The sequence below is a fragment of the Sphingomonas dokdonensis genome, from assembly GCF_002197685.1.
Classification (GTDB): domain Bacteria; phylum Pseudomonadota; class Alphaproteobacteria; order Sphingomonadales; family Sphingomonadaceae; genus Sphingomonas; species Sphingomonas dokdonensis.
In genome coordinates this window covers 557,875-576,152 of sequence record NZ_NBBI01000002.1, presented here as the reverse complement: position 1 = coordinate 576,152, position 18,278 = coordinate 557,875, and the positions used below count along the sequence as shown (strand labels likewise).

Genomic DNA, 18,278 nt, shown 5'->3' with positions numbered 1-18,278 from the left:
CCAGCCGTTGTTAGTGGTTATTCTACAGCGCGGCGGGATATACGGCACAGTTCATGAGCGGCACGCGGGCTTAATAGACTCGCCACACGCCGCACGGAATTGCTTGCCGATCTCTGCTTATCCCCGAAGAGGCTCGTTCTGCCGACACCGACTTGCACGGAACCGGCGCCGGACGGCCTCGTTTCACAGTTGAACAATAAAGACGAGGAGTAATCATGTACCGTTACGCATTCCTGCTGCTAGCCGCTGCCACGCCGCTCGCCGCCAATGCGCAGGCGACCCAGGCTCCCGCCAGTCCCATGCCCGCCACGCCGGGCGCCCAGGCTGCGCCGGGTACGGCGACCGCGCCTACGGCACCGACTGCCACAGCACCGACGGTCGGCGGCACCGTGTATGACGCGCAGGGCGGCATGGTCGGCACGATCGCCTCGACCGACGGCACCAACGCGGTGGTCGATACCGGCACCGTCAAGGCGGCAATCCCGCTGACGTCGTTCGGCACCGGGCCGAACGGTCCGATGCTGACCATGACCAAGGCCGAGCTTGAAGCGGCAGCCGGTCAGGGCGCAGCGGCAGCGGCGCAGAATTTCCGGTCGCAGCTGAGCGCGGGTGCCAGCGTCTATGGCGTCGGCGGCGCGTCGCTCGGCACGATCAAGGCGGTTGACGGCGAGTTCGTCACCGTGACGACCGAAAAGGGCGATGCGCGCTTGCCGCTCGGCTCGTTCGGGCCGGGGCCGCAGGGCGTGACCATCGGCATGACCGCCGCGCAGCTTGATGCCGCGATGGCCGGTCAGTGAGATAACGGCCGCGGGGCAGTTTGGCCCCGCGGCCTTTTCTTTCGGCCTGTCCTCGGAGAAGATTGGCCTGTTTTACCGGCAAGCTGGCCAGCACGCCCGATGAGGGCTCAGGCCGGTGCGGTTGCACTCTCCAACGCGGCACGAACGGCAGCCAATGCGTCGTTCGCTTTGTCACCCTCCGGTCCGCCGCCCTGCGCCATGTCCGGTCGGCCGCCGCCGCCCTGACCGCCCAAAGCGGCCACCGCGCGCTTCACCAGATCCACCGCATTCCAGCTGCCGACCAGATCGTCGGTGACGCCAACGGCGACCGTCGCGCGGCCATCGTTGATCGCGACCAGCGTGACGATGCCCGAGCCGATGCGCTGCTTCGCCTCGTCCACCGCGCCGCGCAGCCCCTTCGCCTCGAAGCCGTCGAGCACCTGGCCGACGAAGGCGACGCCGCCGACCGTTTCCGGTCCGGCCGGCCCCGCACCGGCACCGCCGCCGAGCGCCAGCGCCTTCTTCGCCTCGGCAAGCTCGCGCTCCAGCCGGCGCTTTTCCTCCAGCAGCGTGGCGACGCGGCCGGGCACCTCGTCGGGCGTGGTGCGCAGCGCGCTGGCCGCCTCGCGCAGCTTCTCGTCGCGGGCCGACAGATAGGCGCGCGCGGCCTCGCCGGTCAGCGCCTCGACGCGGCGCACGCCGGAGGAGACGGCGCTCTCGCCCACGACCTTGAACAAGCCGATGTCGCCGAGCGCGTTGACGTGGGTGCCGCCGCACAGCTCGACCGAATAGGTCTTGCCGTCGTCGTTGCTGCCCATCGACACGACGCGCACTTCGTCGCCGTATTTTTCGCCGAACAGCGCCATGGCGCCCATCTCGATCGCGTCGTCGGGGGTCATCAGCAGCGTCGTCACCGCGCCGTTCTGGCGAATCTTGGCGTTTACCGCAGCCTCGGCGTCGGCAAGTTCCTCGGGGGTCATCGCGCTGGAATGGCTGACGTCGAAGCGCAGGCGGTCGGGGGCGACGAGCGAGCCCTTTTGCGCGACATGGGTGCCGATCCGCTGGCGCAGCGCCTCGTGCAGCAGGTGGGTCGCCGAGTGATTGGCGCGGATCGCGGCGCGGCGCGCGACGTCGATCGACAGCTTCACCGTATCGCCGACCTTGAGCGTCCCCGCGGTCAGCGCGGTGTGGTGGACCCACAATTTGCCGAGCTGCTTGGACGTGTCGGAGACGTTGCCCGCCACCCCGGCCTCGTTGCCGAGCGTGCCGGCGTCGCCGACCTGGCCGCCGCTTTCGCCGTAAAAGGGCGTCTGGTTGACGATCACGTCGACCTGATCGCCGGCGGTCGCCTGATCGACGCGCGCGCCGTCCTTGACCAGCGCGAGCACCACGCCCTCGCCCACATCGCTGGCATAGCCGGTGAACTCGGTCGCGCCGACTTCCTCGGCGAGGTCAAACCACAATTCGTCCGACGCCTTGGCGCCCGAGCCCTTCCAGGCGGCGCGCGCGGCGCGCTTCTGCTCCGCCATCGCGGTATCGAAGCCGGCGCGGTCGACGCCGAACGACTGGGCGCGCAGCGCGTCCTCGGTCAGGTCATAGGGGAAGCCATAGGTATCGTAGAGCTTGAATGCGGTCTCGCCGGAGAGCACGTCACCGGCGTTCATGCCGGCGGTCGCCTCGTCGAGCAGCTTCAACCCCTTGTCGAGCGTCTGGCGGAAACGCGTTTCCTCCTGGCGCAGCGTTGCCTCGATCAGCGGCTGCGCGCGGACCAGTTCGGGATAGGCGGCGCCCATCTCGGCAACCAGCGCGGGCACCAGGCGGTGCATCAGCGGCTCCTTGGCGCCAAGCAGATGCGCGTGGCGCATCGCGCGGCGCATGATGCGGCGAAGGACATAGCCGCGGCCATCGTTCGCCGGCAGCACGCCGTCCGCGACCAGGAAGCCCGAGGTGCGCAGGTGATCGGCGATGACGCGGTGCGACGCCTGATTGTCGCCGGTGGTGGGCGTGTGCGTCAGCGCGCCCGAGGCGGCGATCAGCGCCTTGAACGTATCGGTATCATAATTGTCGGTGACGCCCTGCATCACCGCGGCAATCCGCTCCAGCCCCATGCCGGTGTCGATCGAGGGGCGCGGCAGATCGCCGACGATCGTGTCGGCCTCCTGCACGAATTGCATGAAGACGAGGTTCCAGATCTCGACAAAGCGATCGCCGTCCTCATCCGGCGAACCCGGAGGGCCCCCGGGGATATGCTCCCCGTGATCGTAGAAGATCTCGCTGCACGGACCGCACGGGCCGTCCGAGCCCATCGCCCAGAAATTGTCCTTGGTCGCGATGCGGATGATGCGGTGATCGGGCAGGCCGGCGATCTTCTTCCACAGGTCGAACGCCTGATCGTCGGTGTGATAGACCGTCGCGGTCAGCTTCTCCGCGGGCAGGCCCCATTCCTTGGTCAGCAGCGTCCAGGCGTGGGTGATCGCCTGTTCCTTGAAATAATCGCCGAACGAGAAGTTGCCGAGCATCTCGAAGAAGGTGTGGTGCCGGGCGGTGTAGCCGACATTGTCGAGATCATTGTGCTTGCCGCCCGCGCGCACGCACTTCTGCGATGAGGTGGCGGTGGAATAGGGGCGGCTTTCCAGCCCGGTGAACACGTTCTTGAACGGCACCATGCCGGCGTTGACGAACATCAGCGTCGGATCGTTCTGCGGCACCAGCGGCGCCGAGGGCACGATGCTGTGCCCGGCCGAACCGAAATAATCGAGAAAGCTGCGGCGGATGTCGTTCGTCGAGGTCATGGAGGGCGACTTAATAGGGTGCGCGTGCGGTGACCAGTGTTTGTGTTGGGGTGGACGGGCGATGCGACCGATGCCGCGCGCCCTTCCCTGCCGCCGTCACCCTGCACTTGTTTCGGGGTCCATCTGTTCGCCGGCGCGGACGTCGCTTGCGGCGCAGTGGATGCTGAAACAAGTTCAGCATGACGGCAGGTGAGGAAGGCTCAGGCGCCTTCGCCAGCGGTGCTGAGCCCGAGGCACATGCTTTTACCCCGCCGACGCCCTCTCTGTCCCGCCGTCACCCTGGACTTGTTTCAGGGTCCATCTGTCCGCCGGCGCGGACGTCGCTTGCGGCGCAGTGGATGCTGAAACAAGTTCAGCATGACGGCAGGTGAGAAAGGCTCAGGCGCCTTCGCCAGCGGTGCTGAGCCCGAGGCACATGCTTTTACCCCGCCGACGCCCTCCCTATCCCGCCGTCACCCTGAACTTGTTTCAGGGTCCATCAGTCCTCGGGCGCGGACGCCGCTTGTGGCGCGATGGATGCTGAAACAAGTTCAGCATGACGGCAGGTGAGGGCGAACGAGAGGCGAGAGGGAACGTCGCTCGGCTCAGCCCTTGGTGGCGCCGCCCGCTACCGGCGGAAGCGTCTGCTGGTGCTGGACGACGCGCCAGACGTCGTGTTCCAGGCGACGCATGGTGGTGGTGCAATAGGCAACATATTCCTCGCCGTCGCGGGTCGCATCCGCCTTGTAGGCGATCGCGATCAGCCCTTCCTGCGGGCGCATCACCTGCTGCTCGCTGAACGAGACCTTTGACCAGCGCGGCGTGTTCGACACCGCATCGATCGCGACCTGCGCCTTGAACACGAACGGCTGCTCGGGCAGCACCATGACGCATTCGTCGTCGACCAGCTCGCGGTACACATCGGCGTCGCCGGTCCAGAGGCTTTCCTCGAATTCCCAGATGCGATTGTCTTCCATGCATTCATCTCCTGACGCGTGGACCAACAGCGCAGCGGCCGCGGGTTCGTTCCGCTGGCGGGCGGCGGGCGGGTCTGCGATGAGGGTGCGATGAGCGCGCTTGCCTATCTGGCCGCCGCGATGGCGGAGATCGCGGGCTGCTTCAGCTTCTGGGCGTGGCTGCGGCTGGACCGCTCGCCCTGGTGGGTCGTGCCGGGCGTCGCGTCGCTGTGCCCTGTTCGCCTGGCTGCTGACTCTGGTGGATGCCGACCATGCCGGGCGCAGCTATGCCGCCTATGGCGGGGTCTATATCGCCTCGGCCTTGCTGTGGCTGTGGCTGGCCGAGGGCGTGCGGCCCGATCGATGGGATCTGCTGGGCGGCGGCGTCTGCCTCCTTGGCGCGGCGGTGATCCTGTGGGGACCGCGGGCGTAGCGCGATACGCCCCAAGATGACGCGCGGGCTTGACCTTGGCCCGGCAATCCCCTTCACCGGTGAAAACAGACCGTCGCTGCCCGCCGCCTTTCCTGACGCGCCGCCAACACCTCCGATCCGGAGGGGCGCCGACCGGATGCATTCGAAGGGCACGCCGGTTCCACGATGACGGAGCATACATGGCCAAGCGGCTGACCTTGTATATCATGATCGGCCTGGCGGCGGGCATCGTCCTTGGCCTCGCGCTGAACGGGCTGATCGACGACGGATCACCGGCCGCCGCCGCCCGGCTGAGCGAGATCGCCGGCTATTTCTCGATCGTGACCGCGGTGTTCCTGCGGCTGATCAAGATGATCATCGCGCCGCTGGTGTTCGCGACCCTCGTTGCGGGCATCGCGCATATGGGCGACACCGCGGCGCTGGGTCGCATCGGCATCCGCGCGGTCGGCTGGTTCATCTGCGCCAGCCTCGTCAGCCTGACGCTGGGGCTGATCCTGGTGAACCTGTTCCAGCCCGGTGTCGGCCTCGGCTTTGCGATCCCGCCCGTCACTGAGGCGAGCGGGGTGGAAAAGGCCGCGTTCAACCTGCGCGATTTCGTGACGCACGTGTTCCCCGCCTCCGGCATCGAGGCGATGGCCAATAACGAGATCCTGCAGATCGTGATCTTCTCGATCTTCATCGGCGTGGCGATCACCGCGGTGGGCGAGAAGGCCGCGCCGCTGGTGCGCGGGATCGAGGCGCTGGTGCAGGTGATGCTGACCGTCACCAATTACGTGATGCGGTTCGCGCCGGTGGCGGTGTTCGCCGCGGTGACGGGCACGCTGGCCGAGCGCGGGCCGTCGATCATCGGCAATCTCGCCTATTTCATGGGCACCTTCTACCTCGGCATCGTCCTGCTCTGGCTGGTGCTGATCGGCGTCTGCTACGCGATCGTCGGGCGGCGCACGACGCTGCTGGTGCGCTATATCCGCGAGCCGCTGCTGCTGGCGTTTTCCACCGCCTCGTCCGAGGCGGCGTATCCGCGCACGTTGGAGGCGCTCGACAAGTTCGGCGTGCCGCCGCGGATCGCCAGCTTCGTCCTGCCGCTGGGGTATAGCTTCAACCTCGACGGCTCGATGATCTACATGACGTTCGCGACGATCTTCATCGCGCAGGCGTATGGGATCGACCTCAGCCTGGGGCAGGAAATCACCATGCTGCTGGTGCTGATGATCACCAGCAAGGGGATCGCCGGCGTGCCGCGCGCGAGCCTGGTGGTGATCGCGGCGACCTTGGGCTTCTTCGACATTCCGGAGGCCGGGCTGCTGCTGATCCTGGGGATTGATCACTTCCTCGACATGGGCCGGTCGGCCACCAACGTGGTCGGCAATGCGGTGGCGGCGACGGTGATCGCCAAGTGGGAGGGCAAGCTCGATCCGCTGGAGCCCGATGCGATCGTGGGGCCGAGCGCGCCGAGCGGCGGCGGGCCGGTGCATCCGACCGACAGCTTCGACGACACGCCGATTATCGAGGGGGATCGGCGCTAATCGGCGCGGATCGTCGGGAGGGTTCATGCGTCCGGTCGCCAGCTTTGATCGCCCGGTGCTCGCCACCGAGCGGCTTCGGCTGCGGCGGCCGGAGATGCGTGACGTGGCGGCGATTGTGCGGATCGTCGGGCAGCGCGACGTGGCGGTGCGGCTGTCGCGGGTGCCGCATCCGTACGGCGCGGCGGATGCGCGCTTCTTTCTGGACGCGGTGGTGCCCGGCGAATGGTGCTGGGCGATCACGCTGGCCGGCGACGATGCGCTGATCGGCGTGGTGGGGCTGACGCCGGGCGCCGAACCGGGCGCAGCGGAACTGGGGTATTGGCTCTCGCCCGACCATTGGGGGCGCGGCTTCATGACCGAGGCGGCGCGCTGCATATTGTCGTACGGGGTCGAGACGCTTCGGCTGACGACGATTACCTCCGGCTATTTTGCGGATAACGCGGCGTCTGGCCGGGTGCTGGAGAAGATCGGCTTCGTGGAAAGCGGTCGCGCGATGCGGCCGTGCCTTGCGCGGGGTCATGATGTGGCGTCGGTGGAGATGCACCTGCCTCCCGGCACGATGGCCTAGGGCTCGGCGCGCCGCCACGGAGCGGCGCGCCGAGGATCACGATCAGGCGTAGGCGTAAGGGCCGCCCTTCGCGAGCGCGGTCTGGTACGCCGGGCGGGCGTGGACCTTGTCGAGCCAGGCGATCGTTGCCGGGCGCGAGCTATCGAGGCCGCCGCGGCTGCGCGCCGCCTCCAGCGGAAAGCTCATCATCACGTCGGCGGCGGTCATCGCATCGCCGGTGAACCACGGCCGGCTGGCGAGGTGCGATTCGACATAATCGAGGTGCGTGTCGATCATCGGCTGGATGCGCTTTTGCGCGGCCTTGCCGAACAGCGGCACGCGGGTGAGCACCAGCTTGACGAGCAGCGGCGGCATCAGCGAGCCTTCCGCGTAATGCACCCAGAAGCGGTAATCGAGCGCCGCGGCACGGTTGGCCGGGGGGCCGAGGCGGCCGTCGGCCTTGTCGACGAGATATTCGACGATCGCACCTGTTTCGGCGATCACACGGCCGCTGTCACCGGTGTCCTCGATCACGGGTGACTTGCCGAGCGGGTGGACGCGCTTCAGCTCGGGCGGGGCGAGCATGGTCTTCTTGTTCCGCTCGTAACGCTTCACCTCATAGGGGAGGCCAAGCTCCTCAAGCATCCACAAGATGCGCTGCGAGCGCGAATTTTCGAGATGGTGAACTATGATCATTGGCCCCTCCCCTGTGCATATGCCGTGACGATCCAGGCGGCGGCGGGGAAGTCGACCACGCCATCTGCCACCCGGTCGGCAAGCACAACGCGCAAGCGATCGAGCAGTGCCGGGCGATCGGCTTCCGATGCGGCGGCGATCGCGCGTGATACCGGACCGATGCGGCGGAAGAAGTCGATCGCGTCCTCGACCGGGTCGTCGCCCGCGCCGGCGCGGTAGCGGTAATCGACCGGGGTGATGGCGATGCGGGCGAAGCCGGCGTCGTCGAGCAGGCGGTGGATGACGTCGCGATCGGCGAAGGCGAACGGGCCGGGTGCGTAACCGGTCGGCGCATCGAGCGTGCCGCCGATCGCCGCGATCGCGTCGGCGGCCCAGATGTTCTCTGCCGCGCTGCGGAAGCAGGAGAAGACCAGCGGCGCGCCGGGGCGAAGCGCGGCGGCGATGCCGCTGAAGGCGCTGGCGGGATCGTCGAAGAACATGACGCCGTGGCGCGAGACGGCCAGGTCGAAGGGCGCGGCGTCGGCAAGCTCCGCGGGCACCATGCCGGTGACGAAGCGGGTATTCGCCAGTCCCTGCTCGGCGGCGCGCTGCTGCGCCACGGCAACGAGCGCCTCCGACAGATCGATGCCGAGGACGGATAGCGACGGCCGGGCGGCGGCAAGCGCGAGCGAGGTGGCGCCGGCGCCGCAGCCCAGATCGACCACTTGGCCTTGGGTCGGCGCGACAGCGAGGATCGCGGCGTCGAGGTGGCGCGACAGATCGGCGAAGCTGCGGTCGGTGCGGCGCCATTCGGCGGCCCAGACATCGCCGACGCGGGCCTGCCAATCGGGTGCGGTGGTCATCGAGCGGTCCTCTTGTGTCGACGGGACGGTAGCAGATCGTGGCTCAGGTGCGCGCGCCGCAAATGCTGAGAAAGGTGGGGCTGTCGCACGGTGTCGGTGACGGCGCTGTTGCTGTTCCGGGCGAAGGTTCTCCTGAACAGGTCGCACCCCACGCCCTGGAAGCGGAGCCTGAAAGCCGATGTCAGCCCGGACAGACAAAGGGCCCGCACCTTGCGGCACCGGCCCTTGTGATTTGCTGACCTGTCAGTGCAAGCGATCAGACGTCGTCTTCGTCCGTCTGGCCGGCCATCAGTTCCTCGCCCAGTCCTTCCTGGCGGGCGCGGATCTGACGCTCAAGGCGCTCGGCGACTTCGCCGTTCTCGCGCAGGTAGTTCTTCGAGTTCTCGCGGCCCTGCCCGATGCGGATCGAATCGTAGCTGAACCAGGAGCCCGACTTCTCGACCAGACCGGCCTTCACGCCGAGGTCGATGATCTCGCCCAGCTTCGAGATGCCCTCACCGAACATGATGTCGAATTCGACCTGCTTGAACGGCGGCGCGACCTTGTTCTTCACCACCTTCACGCGGGTCTGGTTGCCGGTGGCTTCCTCGCGATCCTTGACCGAGCCGATGCGGCGCACGTCGAGGCGGACCGAGGCGTAGAACTTCAGCGCATTGCCACCGGTCGTCGTTTCGGGCGAGCCGTACATCACGCCGATCTTCATGCGGATCTGGTTGATGAAGATGACAAGGCAGTTCGACCGGCTGATCGTGCCGGTGAGCTTGCGCAGCGCCTGGCTCATCAGACGGGCCTGAAGGCCGACGTGGCTGTCGCCCATCTCGCCCTCGATCTCGGCGCGCGGCACGAGCGCGGCAACCGAATCGATCACCAGCACGTCGATCGCGTTCGAGCGCACCAGCGTGTCGACGATCTCCAGCGCCTGCTCGCCGGTATCGGGCTGGGAGACGATCAGTTCGTCGATGTTGACGCCAAGCTTCTTGGCATAGGCCGGATCGAGCGCGTGTTCCGCGTCGACGAACGCGGCGGTGCCGCCGGCCTTTTGCGATTCGGCGATAGCGTGGAGCGCAAGCGTCGTCTTGCCCGACGATTCCGGGCCAAAGATCTCGACGATACGGCCTTTGGGCAGGCCACCAACGCCGAGCGCGATGTCGAGCCCGAGGCTGCCGGTCGAGACAACCTCGACCTTCATCGCCTCCTTCTGACCCAGCTTCATTGCCGAGCCCTTGCCGAACGCGCGATCGATCTGCGCGAGGGCGGCGTCGAGCGCCTTTTGACGATCGGAGTTCGCGCTTGCCATGTTGTTGGGGATCACCTTGAGATTGGCGGCCATGAGGAAGCCCTTTCGCTAGAGCAAGCGCGCGAACCGTTCAACGCGTGAAGCGTACGTATTGCATTTGTTCTGTTGGAACAAGTGGGGAACGTAGGATTTTTGTAGACGGCTTGTGCGGGCGCGCGGCGGAAGTTGCGCACTTATGGTGATCGGTCGGTCTGTGGATGGGTGGATGCCGGGACGGGCCCGGCATGACGATTGTGGGTCGGTCGACGCGCCGCAACGGACGGCAGCGCGCGTGGTGGGTTGGATCCCGGATCAGGTCCGGGATGACCGGCGCTCAGGGTGCGCTCGTTACCGTGGTGGTGCTGGCCGGCGAGACGACGGCGTTGGCGGCAACGGTGTTGGGCGCCGGGCGATTGGCGACGCGGATCGCGGGGTCGCCCTTCATGCCGGGGAAGCGCGGCCACATGCCCTGGGCGAGCGCTGAGCGGCTGACCGACTGTTTGCGGCCGGTCTGCCCCTCGTACATCCAGTAATTGCGCAGCACGGTAACGACGTAGCCGCGCGTTTCCCAATAGGGGATGCTTTCGATGTAGAGCAGCGGATCGCCGTTATCGCGGACGATCGAGTTCCACTCGCCGACCGGCTTCGGCCCAGCGTTGTAGGCCGCGATCACCTTGGGCAGCAGGCCCTGGGTCAGGCCCATGTCGCGCAGCTTTTCGAGGTGGCGCTGGCCAATGTCGATGTTGGTCGACGGACGCGTCAGCGCCGATTTGTCGACCGAGACGCCGCGTTCGCGCATGTAATCGGTGGCGGCGGCGGGCATGATCTGCATGAGGCCGTAGGCGCCGGCAGGCGAGACGACCTTGTTGCGGAAGCCCGATTCCTGGAGCGTGTGGGCGTAGACCAGCGCCTTGTCGATCCGCCACCCCGTGTCGGGCGTCCAGTTCGGCGTCGGGTAGCGTGTTTCGGCGGTGGCGACGAAGCCGCGCGGGCAATTGTGTGCGAGCCACACGACGCTGGCGGGCAGATCCATCTGCTCAGTGACGCGCATCAGGCTGGCGAATTCGTTGGCCGGGCCGATCTTCGCCTGCTGGCGGATGACGTCATCGGCGGCGTCGAGCTCGCCGATCTCGGCGAGTGCGGCGGCGACGCGGACGTTGGGGCGACGCTCCAGCGTGGCCCAATCGCTGGTCACCTTCTGCGGCTTCACCGCGCTGGTCTGCATGCCGAGCGACTGGCGGGCGAGCTGGCCGTAGAAGGTTTCGCCATATTGCGACGCGTTGCGCAGCCGCGCCTCGATGCGATCGGGACGGCCGCAGGTCATGTCGGCGCGGCTCGCCCAGTAGAGCCCGGCAGCGCGCATGTCGGTATCGCCGGCGCGCGCGGCGACGTCCTGGAAACCCTCGCCGGCCGCGGCGCAATCATTCTGCCGCCAAGCGGCGAGCGCACCCGTCCAGCGCGCGTGGGTGGCCCAGTCGCCCTGCCCCTGCGCGGCCTTGGCGCCGAGACGGCGGGCATCATCGTCGCGGCCCTGCAGGAAATAGATCCAGGCGACGCGCGACTGCCATTCGGTGGTCGCTTCGGGTGTCAGTCCACTGGTCGAATCGAGCAGCGACTCTGCTTCGCGCCCCATGTCGCCCTTCACATAGGGCTGCATGCGATCGGCGAGCTCGGCGGCGATGGCGTCGCTGCGGGTCGCCTTGGCACGCACGCGGATCGGGGCGCCGTCCTGCCAGACGAGCCGCTGCTGCTCGGGCAGGCTCGGCAGGTCGGCGGCGCCGCGCGACTTGGCGAGGCGGGCGATCGTCTCGGCCTGCGGCAGCTCGGGTGCCTCGGTCAGCAAGCGGACCAGCGGCTCCATCTCGACGCGCGGCGAGCCCTTGGCGGTGTAAAGCTCGGCGCGGGCATAGCTGTGCAGCGGGCCGGTAGGCATGGCATCGAGGCTGAGCTGCGCATCCTGCCAGCGACTTTCGCGAATTGCGGCAAAGACGGCGCGATACTGCGTGCGCTGCTCGGCGGAGAGCTGCGTGGGCAGCGCAGGGCGGGCGGCGCTCGCCTTGGCGGCGGCCGGCGGCTCGGCTGCGGCAAGCGCAGGTGTCATCGCGGCAACACTCACGGCGGCAAGCAACACGCGGCTCACTTCGATCCCCCCATCAACATTTGCAGATCTCTCCAAGCCTCAGCCTTCAGGACGGGACGCTCCAGCAGCATGCGCGGATGGAAGCTCGCCACGACCTGGCTCTGAGTGTCAGCCTTATGGTTAAAAGGGTGCAAACGTCCGCGTGCCTCGATGACGTTCGCCGACAAGATCGCACGGCTCGCCGCATCGCCCATCACGAGAAGGCGTTTTGGCGCGGCCAGGCCAACGTGATGGCGTGCGATTTCGGCGAGCCGCGCCTCCATGTCGCGCGGGAGACGCCCGGCGGCGGGACGCGCGGCGCACAGGCTGGCGAGGTGCACGTCCGCGCGGCTGCGGCCGATCGCGGCGAGCATGCGGTCGAACAGGCGCCCCGCCGCACCGCCAAGCAACGAATCGGCCGCGTCGCGCTCCGGACAGTCGATCAGGATCATCAGGTCGGCATCCGCCGGGCCGGTCGCTGGCACCAATGCGGTGTTCCACCCCGCCTCTGGCGCGGATGCCCCGATACGCCAGGCGAGCAGCTCGGCCATCGTTCCGGGCAGCGTCTCGCCGGGGATCGCTGGCGCCGGGGCGGCGGGCGCTGCCGCTGGTGCGTGGGACGGGGGGGGCAGCGCCACGACCTGGTCGGCCGGCTCGGGCGCGAGCCAGTCGAACGGCTCGTCGCCGACCAGCACGTCAACGCCGGCGTCGCGCCACCATTCCATGGCGCTTGCCGCGGCTTGTCGCCAGTCGATGGTTAAATCTGCCCCCATGTGCACCCACTTAAGCCTGATGGTTGACGTGGCGGTCAATTCACTGGACAGCCACAGGGGACGGAACGTTGCCGGCATGCGCCCGACTGCGGGGGCGATGGGCGGGTTGGCAGATGGAGAGAAGAATGAGCGAACGCGAGTCGATGCCGTATGATGTTGTGATCGTGGGCGCGGGGCCGGCCGGCCTCAGCGCGGCGATCCGGCTGAAACAGCTCGCAGCGGAAAAGGAAGCCGACATTTCGGTCTGCGTGCTCGAAAAGGGCAGCGAGGTCGGCGCGCACATTCTGTCGGGGGCGGTGATCGACCCCAAGAGCCTGGACGAGTTGCTGCCGGACTGGCGCGATGACGGCTGCCCGCTGGCCGAAGTGCCGGTGACGCAGAACATCCATTGGGTGCTGAGCAAGGGCGGCAAGTTCAACATGCCGCATTTCGTCACCCCCTCGTTCATGCACAACAAGGGCACCTACACGGGCAGCCTGGGCAATCTGTGCCGCTGGCTCGCGGGCAAGGCCGAGGAGCTGGGCGTCGAGATCTTCCCCGGCTTCGCCGCGGCCGAGATCCTGTTCAACGAGGACGGCAGCGTGAAGGGCGTCGCGACCGGCGACATGGGCGTGGCGCGCGACGGCACGCACAAGCCCGATTATCAGCCCGGCCTCGAGCTGCACGCCAAATACACCTTCTTCTCCGAGGGATGCCGCGGGCACCTGTCAAAGGAGCTGATGCGCATCTTTGACCTGCGCGCCGATTGCGACCCGCAGTCCTATGGCCTGGGCATCAAGGAATTGTGGGACATCGATCCCGCGCTGCACGAGCCGGGCAAGGTGATCCACACGCAAGGCTGGCCGCTGAGCGAAAGCGAGACCAACGGCGGCGGCTGGATCTATCACCAGGCGAACGGCCAGGTGAGCCTTGGCCTCGTCACCTGGCTGAACTATTCCAACCCGCACGTCTTTCCGTTCATGGAAATGCAGCGCTGGAAGACGCACCCGGAGATTGCGGCGCTGCTCAAGGGCGGCAAGCGCGTGAGCTATGGCGCGCGCGCGATCAGCGATGGCGGCTTGCAGTCGATCCCCAAGCTGGTCTTCCCGGGCGGCGCGCTGATCGGCGACAGCGCCGGATTCCTTAACGTGCCGCGGATCAAGGGCACGCATACCGCGATGAAGAGCGGCATGATGGCCGCCGAGGCCGCCGCCGACGCGATCCTGTCGCAGCGCCAGAGCGACGAGCTGACCGCCTACCCCGCCGCGTTCGAGGCGTCTTGGGTGAAGAAGGAGCTGTCGATCGTCCGCAACGTCGCGCCGCTGGTGAAGAAGTTCGGCGACTTCCTGGGATCGGGCATTGCCGGCATCGCGATGTGGATGGAGCATTTCGGCCTGAAATGGCCGCTGACCATGAAGCAGCATGCCGACCACGACACGCTTTGGCGCAAGGATCTGGCGAAGAAGATCGATTATCCGAAGCCCGACGGCGTGCTGACGTTCGATCGCCTGTCCTCGGTATTCCTGTCGAACACCAATCACGAGGAGGACCAGCCGGTCCACCTGACGCTGAAGGACCCGGACGTGCCGGTCGAATACGACCTGCCGCTCTACGACGAGCCGGCGCAGCGTTACTGCCCGGCGGGCGTGTACGAGATCGTCGGCGAGGAAACGGGCGATCCGAAGTTCGTGATCAACGCGCAGAATTGCGTCCATTGCAAGACGTGCGACATCAAGGACCCGACGCAGAACATCAACTGGGTGGTGCCCGAGGGCGGCGGTGGGCCGAACTATCCGAACATGTGAGACGGCGGTGCGACGCCCCGCACCCGCCCTTGCTACCGGTGCGCGCGGCGGCCGTTCCGGCGGCCGCGCCACTTTCCGCCTGACGGTCGCGCTCGCCGCCCTGGGCCTGCTCGCCCCCGTGCCGGCGGTGGCGAAAACGCCCGACCTGCTGGCGTACATGCAGGCGCGCGCCGCGGACGCCGATGGCGCGGCGGCGCTGGCGGCGCGGCGCTACGCCGATGCGCTGGCAGCGGCGCCGGGCGACACGCGCGTCGCCGCTTACGCCTATCGCCAGGCGGTGGCGGCGGGCGACCTCTCGCTTGCCTTTTCCACCATCAGCGCGCTCGGCCAGGCGGCGCCGCCCGATGCGGACCTGCTGATCCTCGCCAGCGCAGCCGTGCATGACGATGCGGCGGCAGCGGACGCCGCGATCGCGCGGATCGGCAAGGGGCAGTTGGCGGTGCTTTCCTCGTCGCTCGCCGCCTGGGCGGCGCTGGCGGGCGGGCGCGATCCGCTGCCGCTGCTCGCCGCCACGCGCGACGATCCGGTGGCGCGCCGCTTCGCCAGCGAGACGCGCGCGCTGATCCTCATCGCGCAGGGCCATGTTCGCGAAGGCATGGCCACGCTGCGCGCCATACTAGGCAACGGCCAGGCGAGCGAGGATCTGCGGATCATCGCCGCGCGGCTGCTGGTCGGCATGAACAAGACGGCCGAGGCGCGCACCTTGCTGGTCGGCGATGCGCCGGCCATCGCGGCGATGCGCGCGCGGCCGGGCGATGGCAGCAAGCCGACGCTGGGCTTTGGCGTGTCGGCGCTGCTGACGCGCGTGGTGACCGATCTGATCGCCGGCCCGCCCGGGCCGCTGCCGCTTGCGATGGCGCAGGCGGCGGTGGTCGCCGACCCGGCGAACGACCGCGCGCGGCTGCTGCTCGGCTATTCGCTGGGTCGATCGGGTGAGACGGTGCGGGCGCTAGCGACGTTAGAGGCGGTGGGCGACAACAGCCCCTATGCCGCGGCGGCGCGCGGCGGCCGGGTACAGATCCTGGCGGGCGCCGATCGCATGGACGAGGCCTTGGCCCAGGCCGCGGTGCTGGCGAAAAGCGACCGGGCCGATGACCTGCAACGCTATGCCGATCTGCTCGCCAGTGCCGACCGGCCGGCCGCGGCGGCGCCGCTTTACCGCCGGATCATCGATCAGGCCGGGGACAGAGCGGAGTGGTCGGCGTGGATGCAATATGGCGCCGCGCTGGACGAGGCGGGCGATTGGCCGCAGGCGCGCCGCGCGCTGGCCGAAGCGGTGCGGCTGGCACCCGACGAGCCGCTGGCGCTCAACTATCTCGGCTATGCGCAGATCGTCCATGGCGAGCCGGTCGCCCCGGCGCAGGCGATGCTGGAGAAGGCGCGTCGGCTGCGACCCGAGGATGCGGCGATCACCGATTCGCTCGGCTGGGCCTATTTCCTGTCAAACGAGCCCAGGCGCGCACTGCCGCTGATCGAGCAAGCGGCGGCTGCCTCGCCGGTCGATCAGGAGGTGAACGAGCATCTTGGCGACGTCTATTGGGCGCTCGGCCGGCGTTTCGACGCGCGCTACGCCTGGCGCGCGGCCAAGGTGGCGGCAGAGCCCGACGAGGCGGCGCGGTTGGCGGCAAAGATCGCAAACGGCCCGGCGCCGCGCCCATGACCGACGACGTGGAGACGGTGGAGCTGGCACCCGCCAAGCTGAACCTTGCGCTGCACGTGCGGCGCCGGCGCGCCGACGGATATCACGATATCGAGACGCTGTTCGCCTTTTGCCGCGACGGCGATGTGATCACCGTCCGACCGGCGGCGCAGGACGCGCTGAGCATCACCGGGCCGTTCGCGGCCGCGCTTGGCTCGCCTGCTGGCGCCGCCGGTGACGCTGTCGACCCCGACAATCTGGTGATCCGTGCGCTGAACGGCTTTCGCGGCCGCTTCGCCATCGAGGATCGGTACCGGATCACGCTGGAGAAGAACCTGCCGGTCGCCTCCGGCATCGGGGGTGGATCGGCGGACGCGGCGGCGACGCTGCGGGCGCTGGCGCGCATGCACGGCATCGCGGCGAACGATGCGCGGCTGTTCGCCCTATCCGCAGGCTTGGGGGCGGATGTGCCCGCCTGCTTGGTCGGGCGCACCGCGCTGGGCACCGGCAAGGGCGATGCGCTGGTGCCTTTGGCGGATCGCGAGGGAACGCCGGTGTTGCTGGTCAACCCCGGTGTGGGCGTATCAACCGCCGCAGTCTTTTCGGGCTGGGACGGCGTCGATCGCGGCGCGCTGGACCCGAGCGATCCGGAAGGCGGGCGTAACGATCTCGAGCCGCCAGCCCGCGCCGTGGCGCCGGTGATCGACGACGTGATTACCCTTTTGGCGGGACAGCCCGGCGTAACGCTGGCGCGCATGTCCGGCTCCGGCGCGACCTGCTTTGCCTTGTTCGACACGGCGGAGAGTCGCGATCGTGCGGCCGCCACGGTGCGCGCGGCGGCGCCGGCGTGGTGGCTACTCGCCACGTCGCTGTCGTGATCACGCTGGAGCGCGACGGGCCGATCGCCCGGCTGACGCTGAACCGCCCCGAGCGGCGCAACGCGATGGGCATGGCGCATTGGCGCGCGCTGGCCGATATGGTTGGTACGATCGGCGATGACGTGGCCGTGGTGCTGCTCCAATCGGCCGTGCCGGGCACGTTTTCGGCCGGGGCGGACCTCAGCGAGATCGCATCCCTCGCCGAGGACGTGGAGGCCCGCGCGCCGTTCCGCCTGGCGCTGCGCGCGGCGGTCGACGCGATCGCTGCGTTGCCGATGCCGGTGGTGGCGGCGATCGACGGGGGTTGCCACGGCGCCGGCGTCGCGCTGGCGCTGGCGGTGGACCTGCGGGTCGCCGGGCCGGGCGCCAGCTTCGCGCTACCGCCGGCGCGGCTGGGGATCGGCTATCCGGCGGAGGACCTTGGCCTTTTGCAGCGGCTGATCGGGCCGGGACAGGCGGCGCGGTTGCTCTACACGGCCACGCCGATCGACGCGGCGGAGGCGCACCGCATCGGCCTGGTCGACGTGATCGGCGATGGCGCGGCGGTCGCGGCGACGATCGCCGACAATGATCCGGCGGCGCTCGGGACGCTGAAGGCGATGCTGCGCGATCCCGCCGACCCGGCGCATGGCCGCGCGTTCGAGGACAGTTTCGGCAGCGCACGTTTTCGGGCGGGCACGCAACGCTATCGTTGATCGCGCACGATGAAGGGGCGATAGCACCTAGATGCCGATCGACCAGTCCCTCCCCTTCCTGCCCGTGCGCATCGCCGTGCTGACCGTTTCCGACACGCGCGGGCTGGCGGAGGATCGTTCGGGCGATACCCTGGTCGCGCGGCTGGAGGAGGCGGGCCACGTGCTGGCCGACCGGCTGATCCTGCGCGACGATGCCGATGCGATCGTCGCGCAGCTGCATGCCTGGATCGAAGATGCGGCGGTGGATTGCATCATCACCACCGGCGGCACCGGCGTGACCGGGCGCGACGTGACGCCCGAGGCGGTGGAGCGGGTGGCGGACAAGATGATCCCGGGGTTCGGCGAGCTGTTCCGCTGGCTGTCGTTCAAGACGATCGGCACTTCGACGGTGCAATCGCGCGCCTGCGCCTGCGTCGCACGCGGCACCTATATCTTTGCGCTGCCGGGCTCGACCGGGGCAGTGAAGGACGGGTGGGACGGCATCCTGCGCGATCAGCTCGACAGCCGGCACCGGCCGTGCAACTTCGTCGAACTGATGCCCCGGCTGACCGAGCGCTAAGCGCCTGT

At 68.4% G+C, this 18,278-nt stretch carries 15 protein-coding genes and 1 pseudogene; 9 read left to right on the top strand and 7 right to left on the bottom strand.

Annotated features, from left to right (window positions below; all coding sequences use genetic code 11):
• Positions 1–215: 215 nt before the first annotated feature.
• Complete coding sequence (locus SPDO_RS07595; protein WP_088366849.1) at positions 216–797, top strand: hypothetical protein; 582 nt, start codon at positions 216–218, stop codon at positions 795–797.
• Between the two features lie 107 nt (positions 798–904).
• On the opposite strand, the gene alaS is transcribed toward SPDO_RS07595, so the two are convergent.
• Both alaS and SPDO_RS07585 read right to left on the bottom strand, forming a co-directional pair.
• Positions 905–3,568 (bottom strand): alanine--tRNA ligase, encoded by a 2,664-nt coding sequence (gene alaS / locus SPDO_RS07590; protein ID WP_088366848.1) that lies wholly within the window; start codon positions 3,566–3,568, stop codon positions 905–907.
• 584 nt (positions 3,569–4,152) lie between these two features.
• The gene (locus SPDO_RS07585) at positions 4,153–4,524 is read right to left on the bottom strand and encodes a DUF4440 domain-containing protein (protein ID WP_088366847.1); all 372 of its coding nucleotides are present in this window, start codon (positions 4,522–4,524) and stop codon (positions 4,153–4,155) included.
• 90 nt (positions 4,525–4,614) lie between these two features.
• Here SPDO_RS07585 and SPDO_RS07580 point away from each other — a divergent pair.
• The 3 genes and pseudogenes from SPDO_RS07580 to SPDO_RS07570 all read left to right on the top strand — a co-directional run bounded on the left by SPDO_RS07580 (position 4,615) and on the right by SPDO_RS07570 (position 7,030).
• A pseudogene (locus SPDO_RS07580) lies at positions 4,615–4,936 on the top strand (YnfA family protein).
• Between the two features lie 179 nt (positions 4,937–5,115).
• Entirely contained in the window at positions 5,116–6,462 is a 1,347-nt protein-coding gene (locus SPDO_RS07575; RefSeq protein WP_088366846.1) for a dicarboxylate/amino acid:cation symporter, read from the top strand.
• A gap of 25 nt (positions 6,463–6,487) precedes the next feature.
• Positions 6,488–7,030, top strand: a complete 543-nt coding sequence (locus SPDO_RS07570; RefSeq protein WP_088366845.1) for a GNAT family N-acetyltransferase — start codon at positions 6,488–6,490, stop codon at positions 7,028–7,030.
• 42 nt (positions 7,031–7,072) lie between these two features.
• Here the strand turns inward: SPDO_RS07570 and SPDO_RS07565 are convergent, their stop codons facing one another.
• The 5 genes from SPDO_RS07565 to SPDO_RS07545 all read right to left on the bottom strand — a co-directional run bounded on the left by SPDO_RS07565 (position 7,073) and on the right by SPDO_RS07545 (position 12,715).
• Positions 7,073–7,705 carry a glutathione S-transferase family protein gene (locus tag SPDO_RS07565; RefSeq protein ID WP_088366844.1) on the bottom strand — a complete coding sequence of 211 codons (633 nt, stop codon included), beginning with the start codon at positions 7,703–7,705 and terminating at the stop codon, positions 7,073–7,075.
• Positions 7,702–8,547, bottom strand: a complete 846-nt coding sequence (locus SPDO_RS07560; RefSeq protein ID WP_088366843.1) for a class I SAM-dependent methyltransferase — start codon at positions 8,545–8,547, stop codon at positions 7,702–7,704. Before SPDO_RS07560 ends, SPDO_RS07565 begins: the two co-directional genes overlap by 4 nt.
• A 256-nt stretch (positions 8,548–8,803) precedes the next feature.
• Entirely contained in the window at positions 8,804–9,877 is a 1,074-nt protein-coding gene (gene recA, locus SPDO_RS07555) for a recombinase RecA (protein WP_088366842.1), read from the bottom strand.
• A 280-nt stretch (positions 9,878–10,157) separates the two neighbouring features.
• Complete coding sequence (locus tag SPDO_RS07550) at positions 10,158–11,924, bottom strand: lytic transglycosylase domain-containing protein (protein WP_088367036.1); 1,767 nt, start codon at positions 11,922–11,924, stop codon at positions 10,158–10,160.
• A 35-nt stretch (positions 11,925–11,959) separates the two neighbouring features.
• Positions 11,960–12,715, bottom strand: coding sequence for a uracil-DNA glycosylase (locus tag SPDO_RS07545; protein ID WP_088366841.1), 756 nt, complete (start codon positions 12,713–12,715; stop codon positions 11,960–11,962).
• A gap of 125 nt (positions 12,716–12,840) precedes the next feature.
• Here SPDO_RS07545 and SPDO_RS07540 point away from each other — a divergent pair, with 125 nt between their 5' ends.
• Genes SPDO_RS07540 through moaB form a run of 5 tightly spaced genes read left to right on the top strand, consistent with a single transcriptional unit; the run spans position 12,841 to position 18,270 of the window.
• Entirely contained in the window at positions 12,841–14,499 is a 1,659-nt protein-coding gene (locus SPDO_RS07540) for an electron transfer flavoprotein-ubiquinone oxidoreductase (RefSeq protein WP_088366840.1), read from the top strand.
• A gap of 7 nt (positions 14,500–14,506) precedes the next feature.
• Entirely contained in the window at positions 14,507–16,159 is a 1,653-nt protein-coding gene (locus SPDO_RS07535; protein ID WP_245829273.1) for a tetratricopeptide repeat protein, read from the top strand.
• A complete protein-coding gene (locus SPDO_RS07530; protein ID WP_088366839.1) occupies positions 16,156–17,016 on the top strand; it encodes a 4-(cytidine 5'-diphospho)-2-C-methyl-D-erythritol kinase in 861 nt (286 codons plus the stop codon). The genes SPDO_RS07535 and SPDO_RS07530 overlap by 4 nt, the downstream gene beginning before the upstream one ends.
• On the top strand, positions 16,989–17,711 hold the full coding sequence (locus SPDO_RS07525; RefSeq protein WP_245829272.1) for an enoyl-CoA hydratase/isomerase family protein: 723 nt from the start codon (positions 16,989–16,991) through the stop codon (positions 17,709–17,711). The genes SPDO_RS07530 and SPDO_RS07525 overlap by 28 nt, the downstream gene beginning before the upstream one ends.
• Positions 17,712–17,742: 31 nt before the next feature.
• Positions 17,743–18,270, top strand: coding sequence for a molybdenum cofactor biosynthesis protein B (gene moaB, locus SPDO_RS07520; protein ID WP_088366837.1), 528 nt, complete (start codon positions 17,743–17,745; stop codon positions 18,268–18,270).
• Positions 18,271–18,278: the final 8 nt, after the last annotated feature.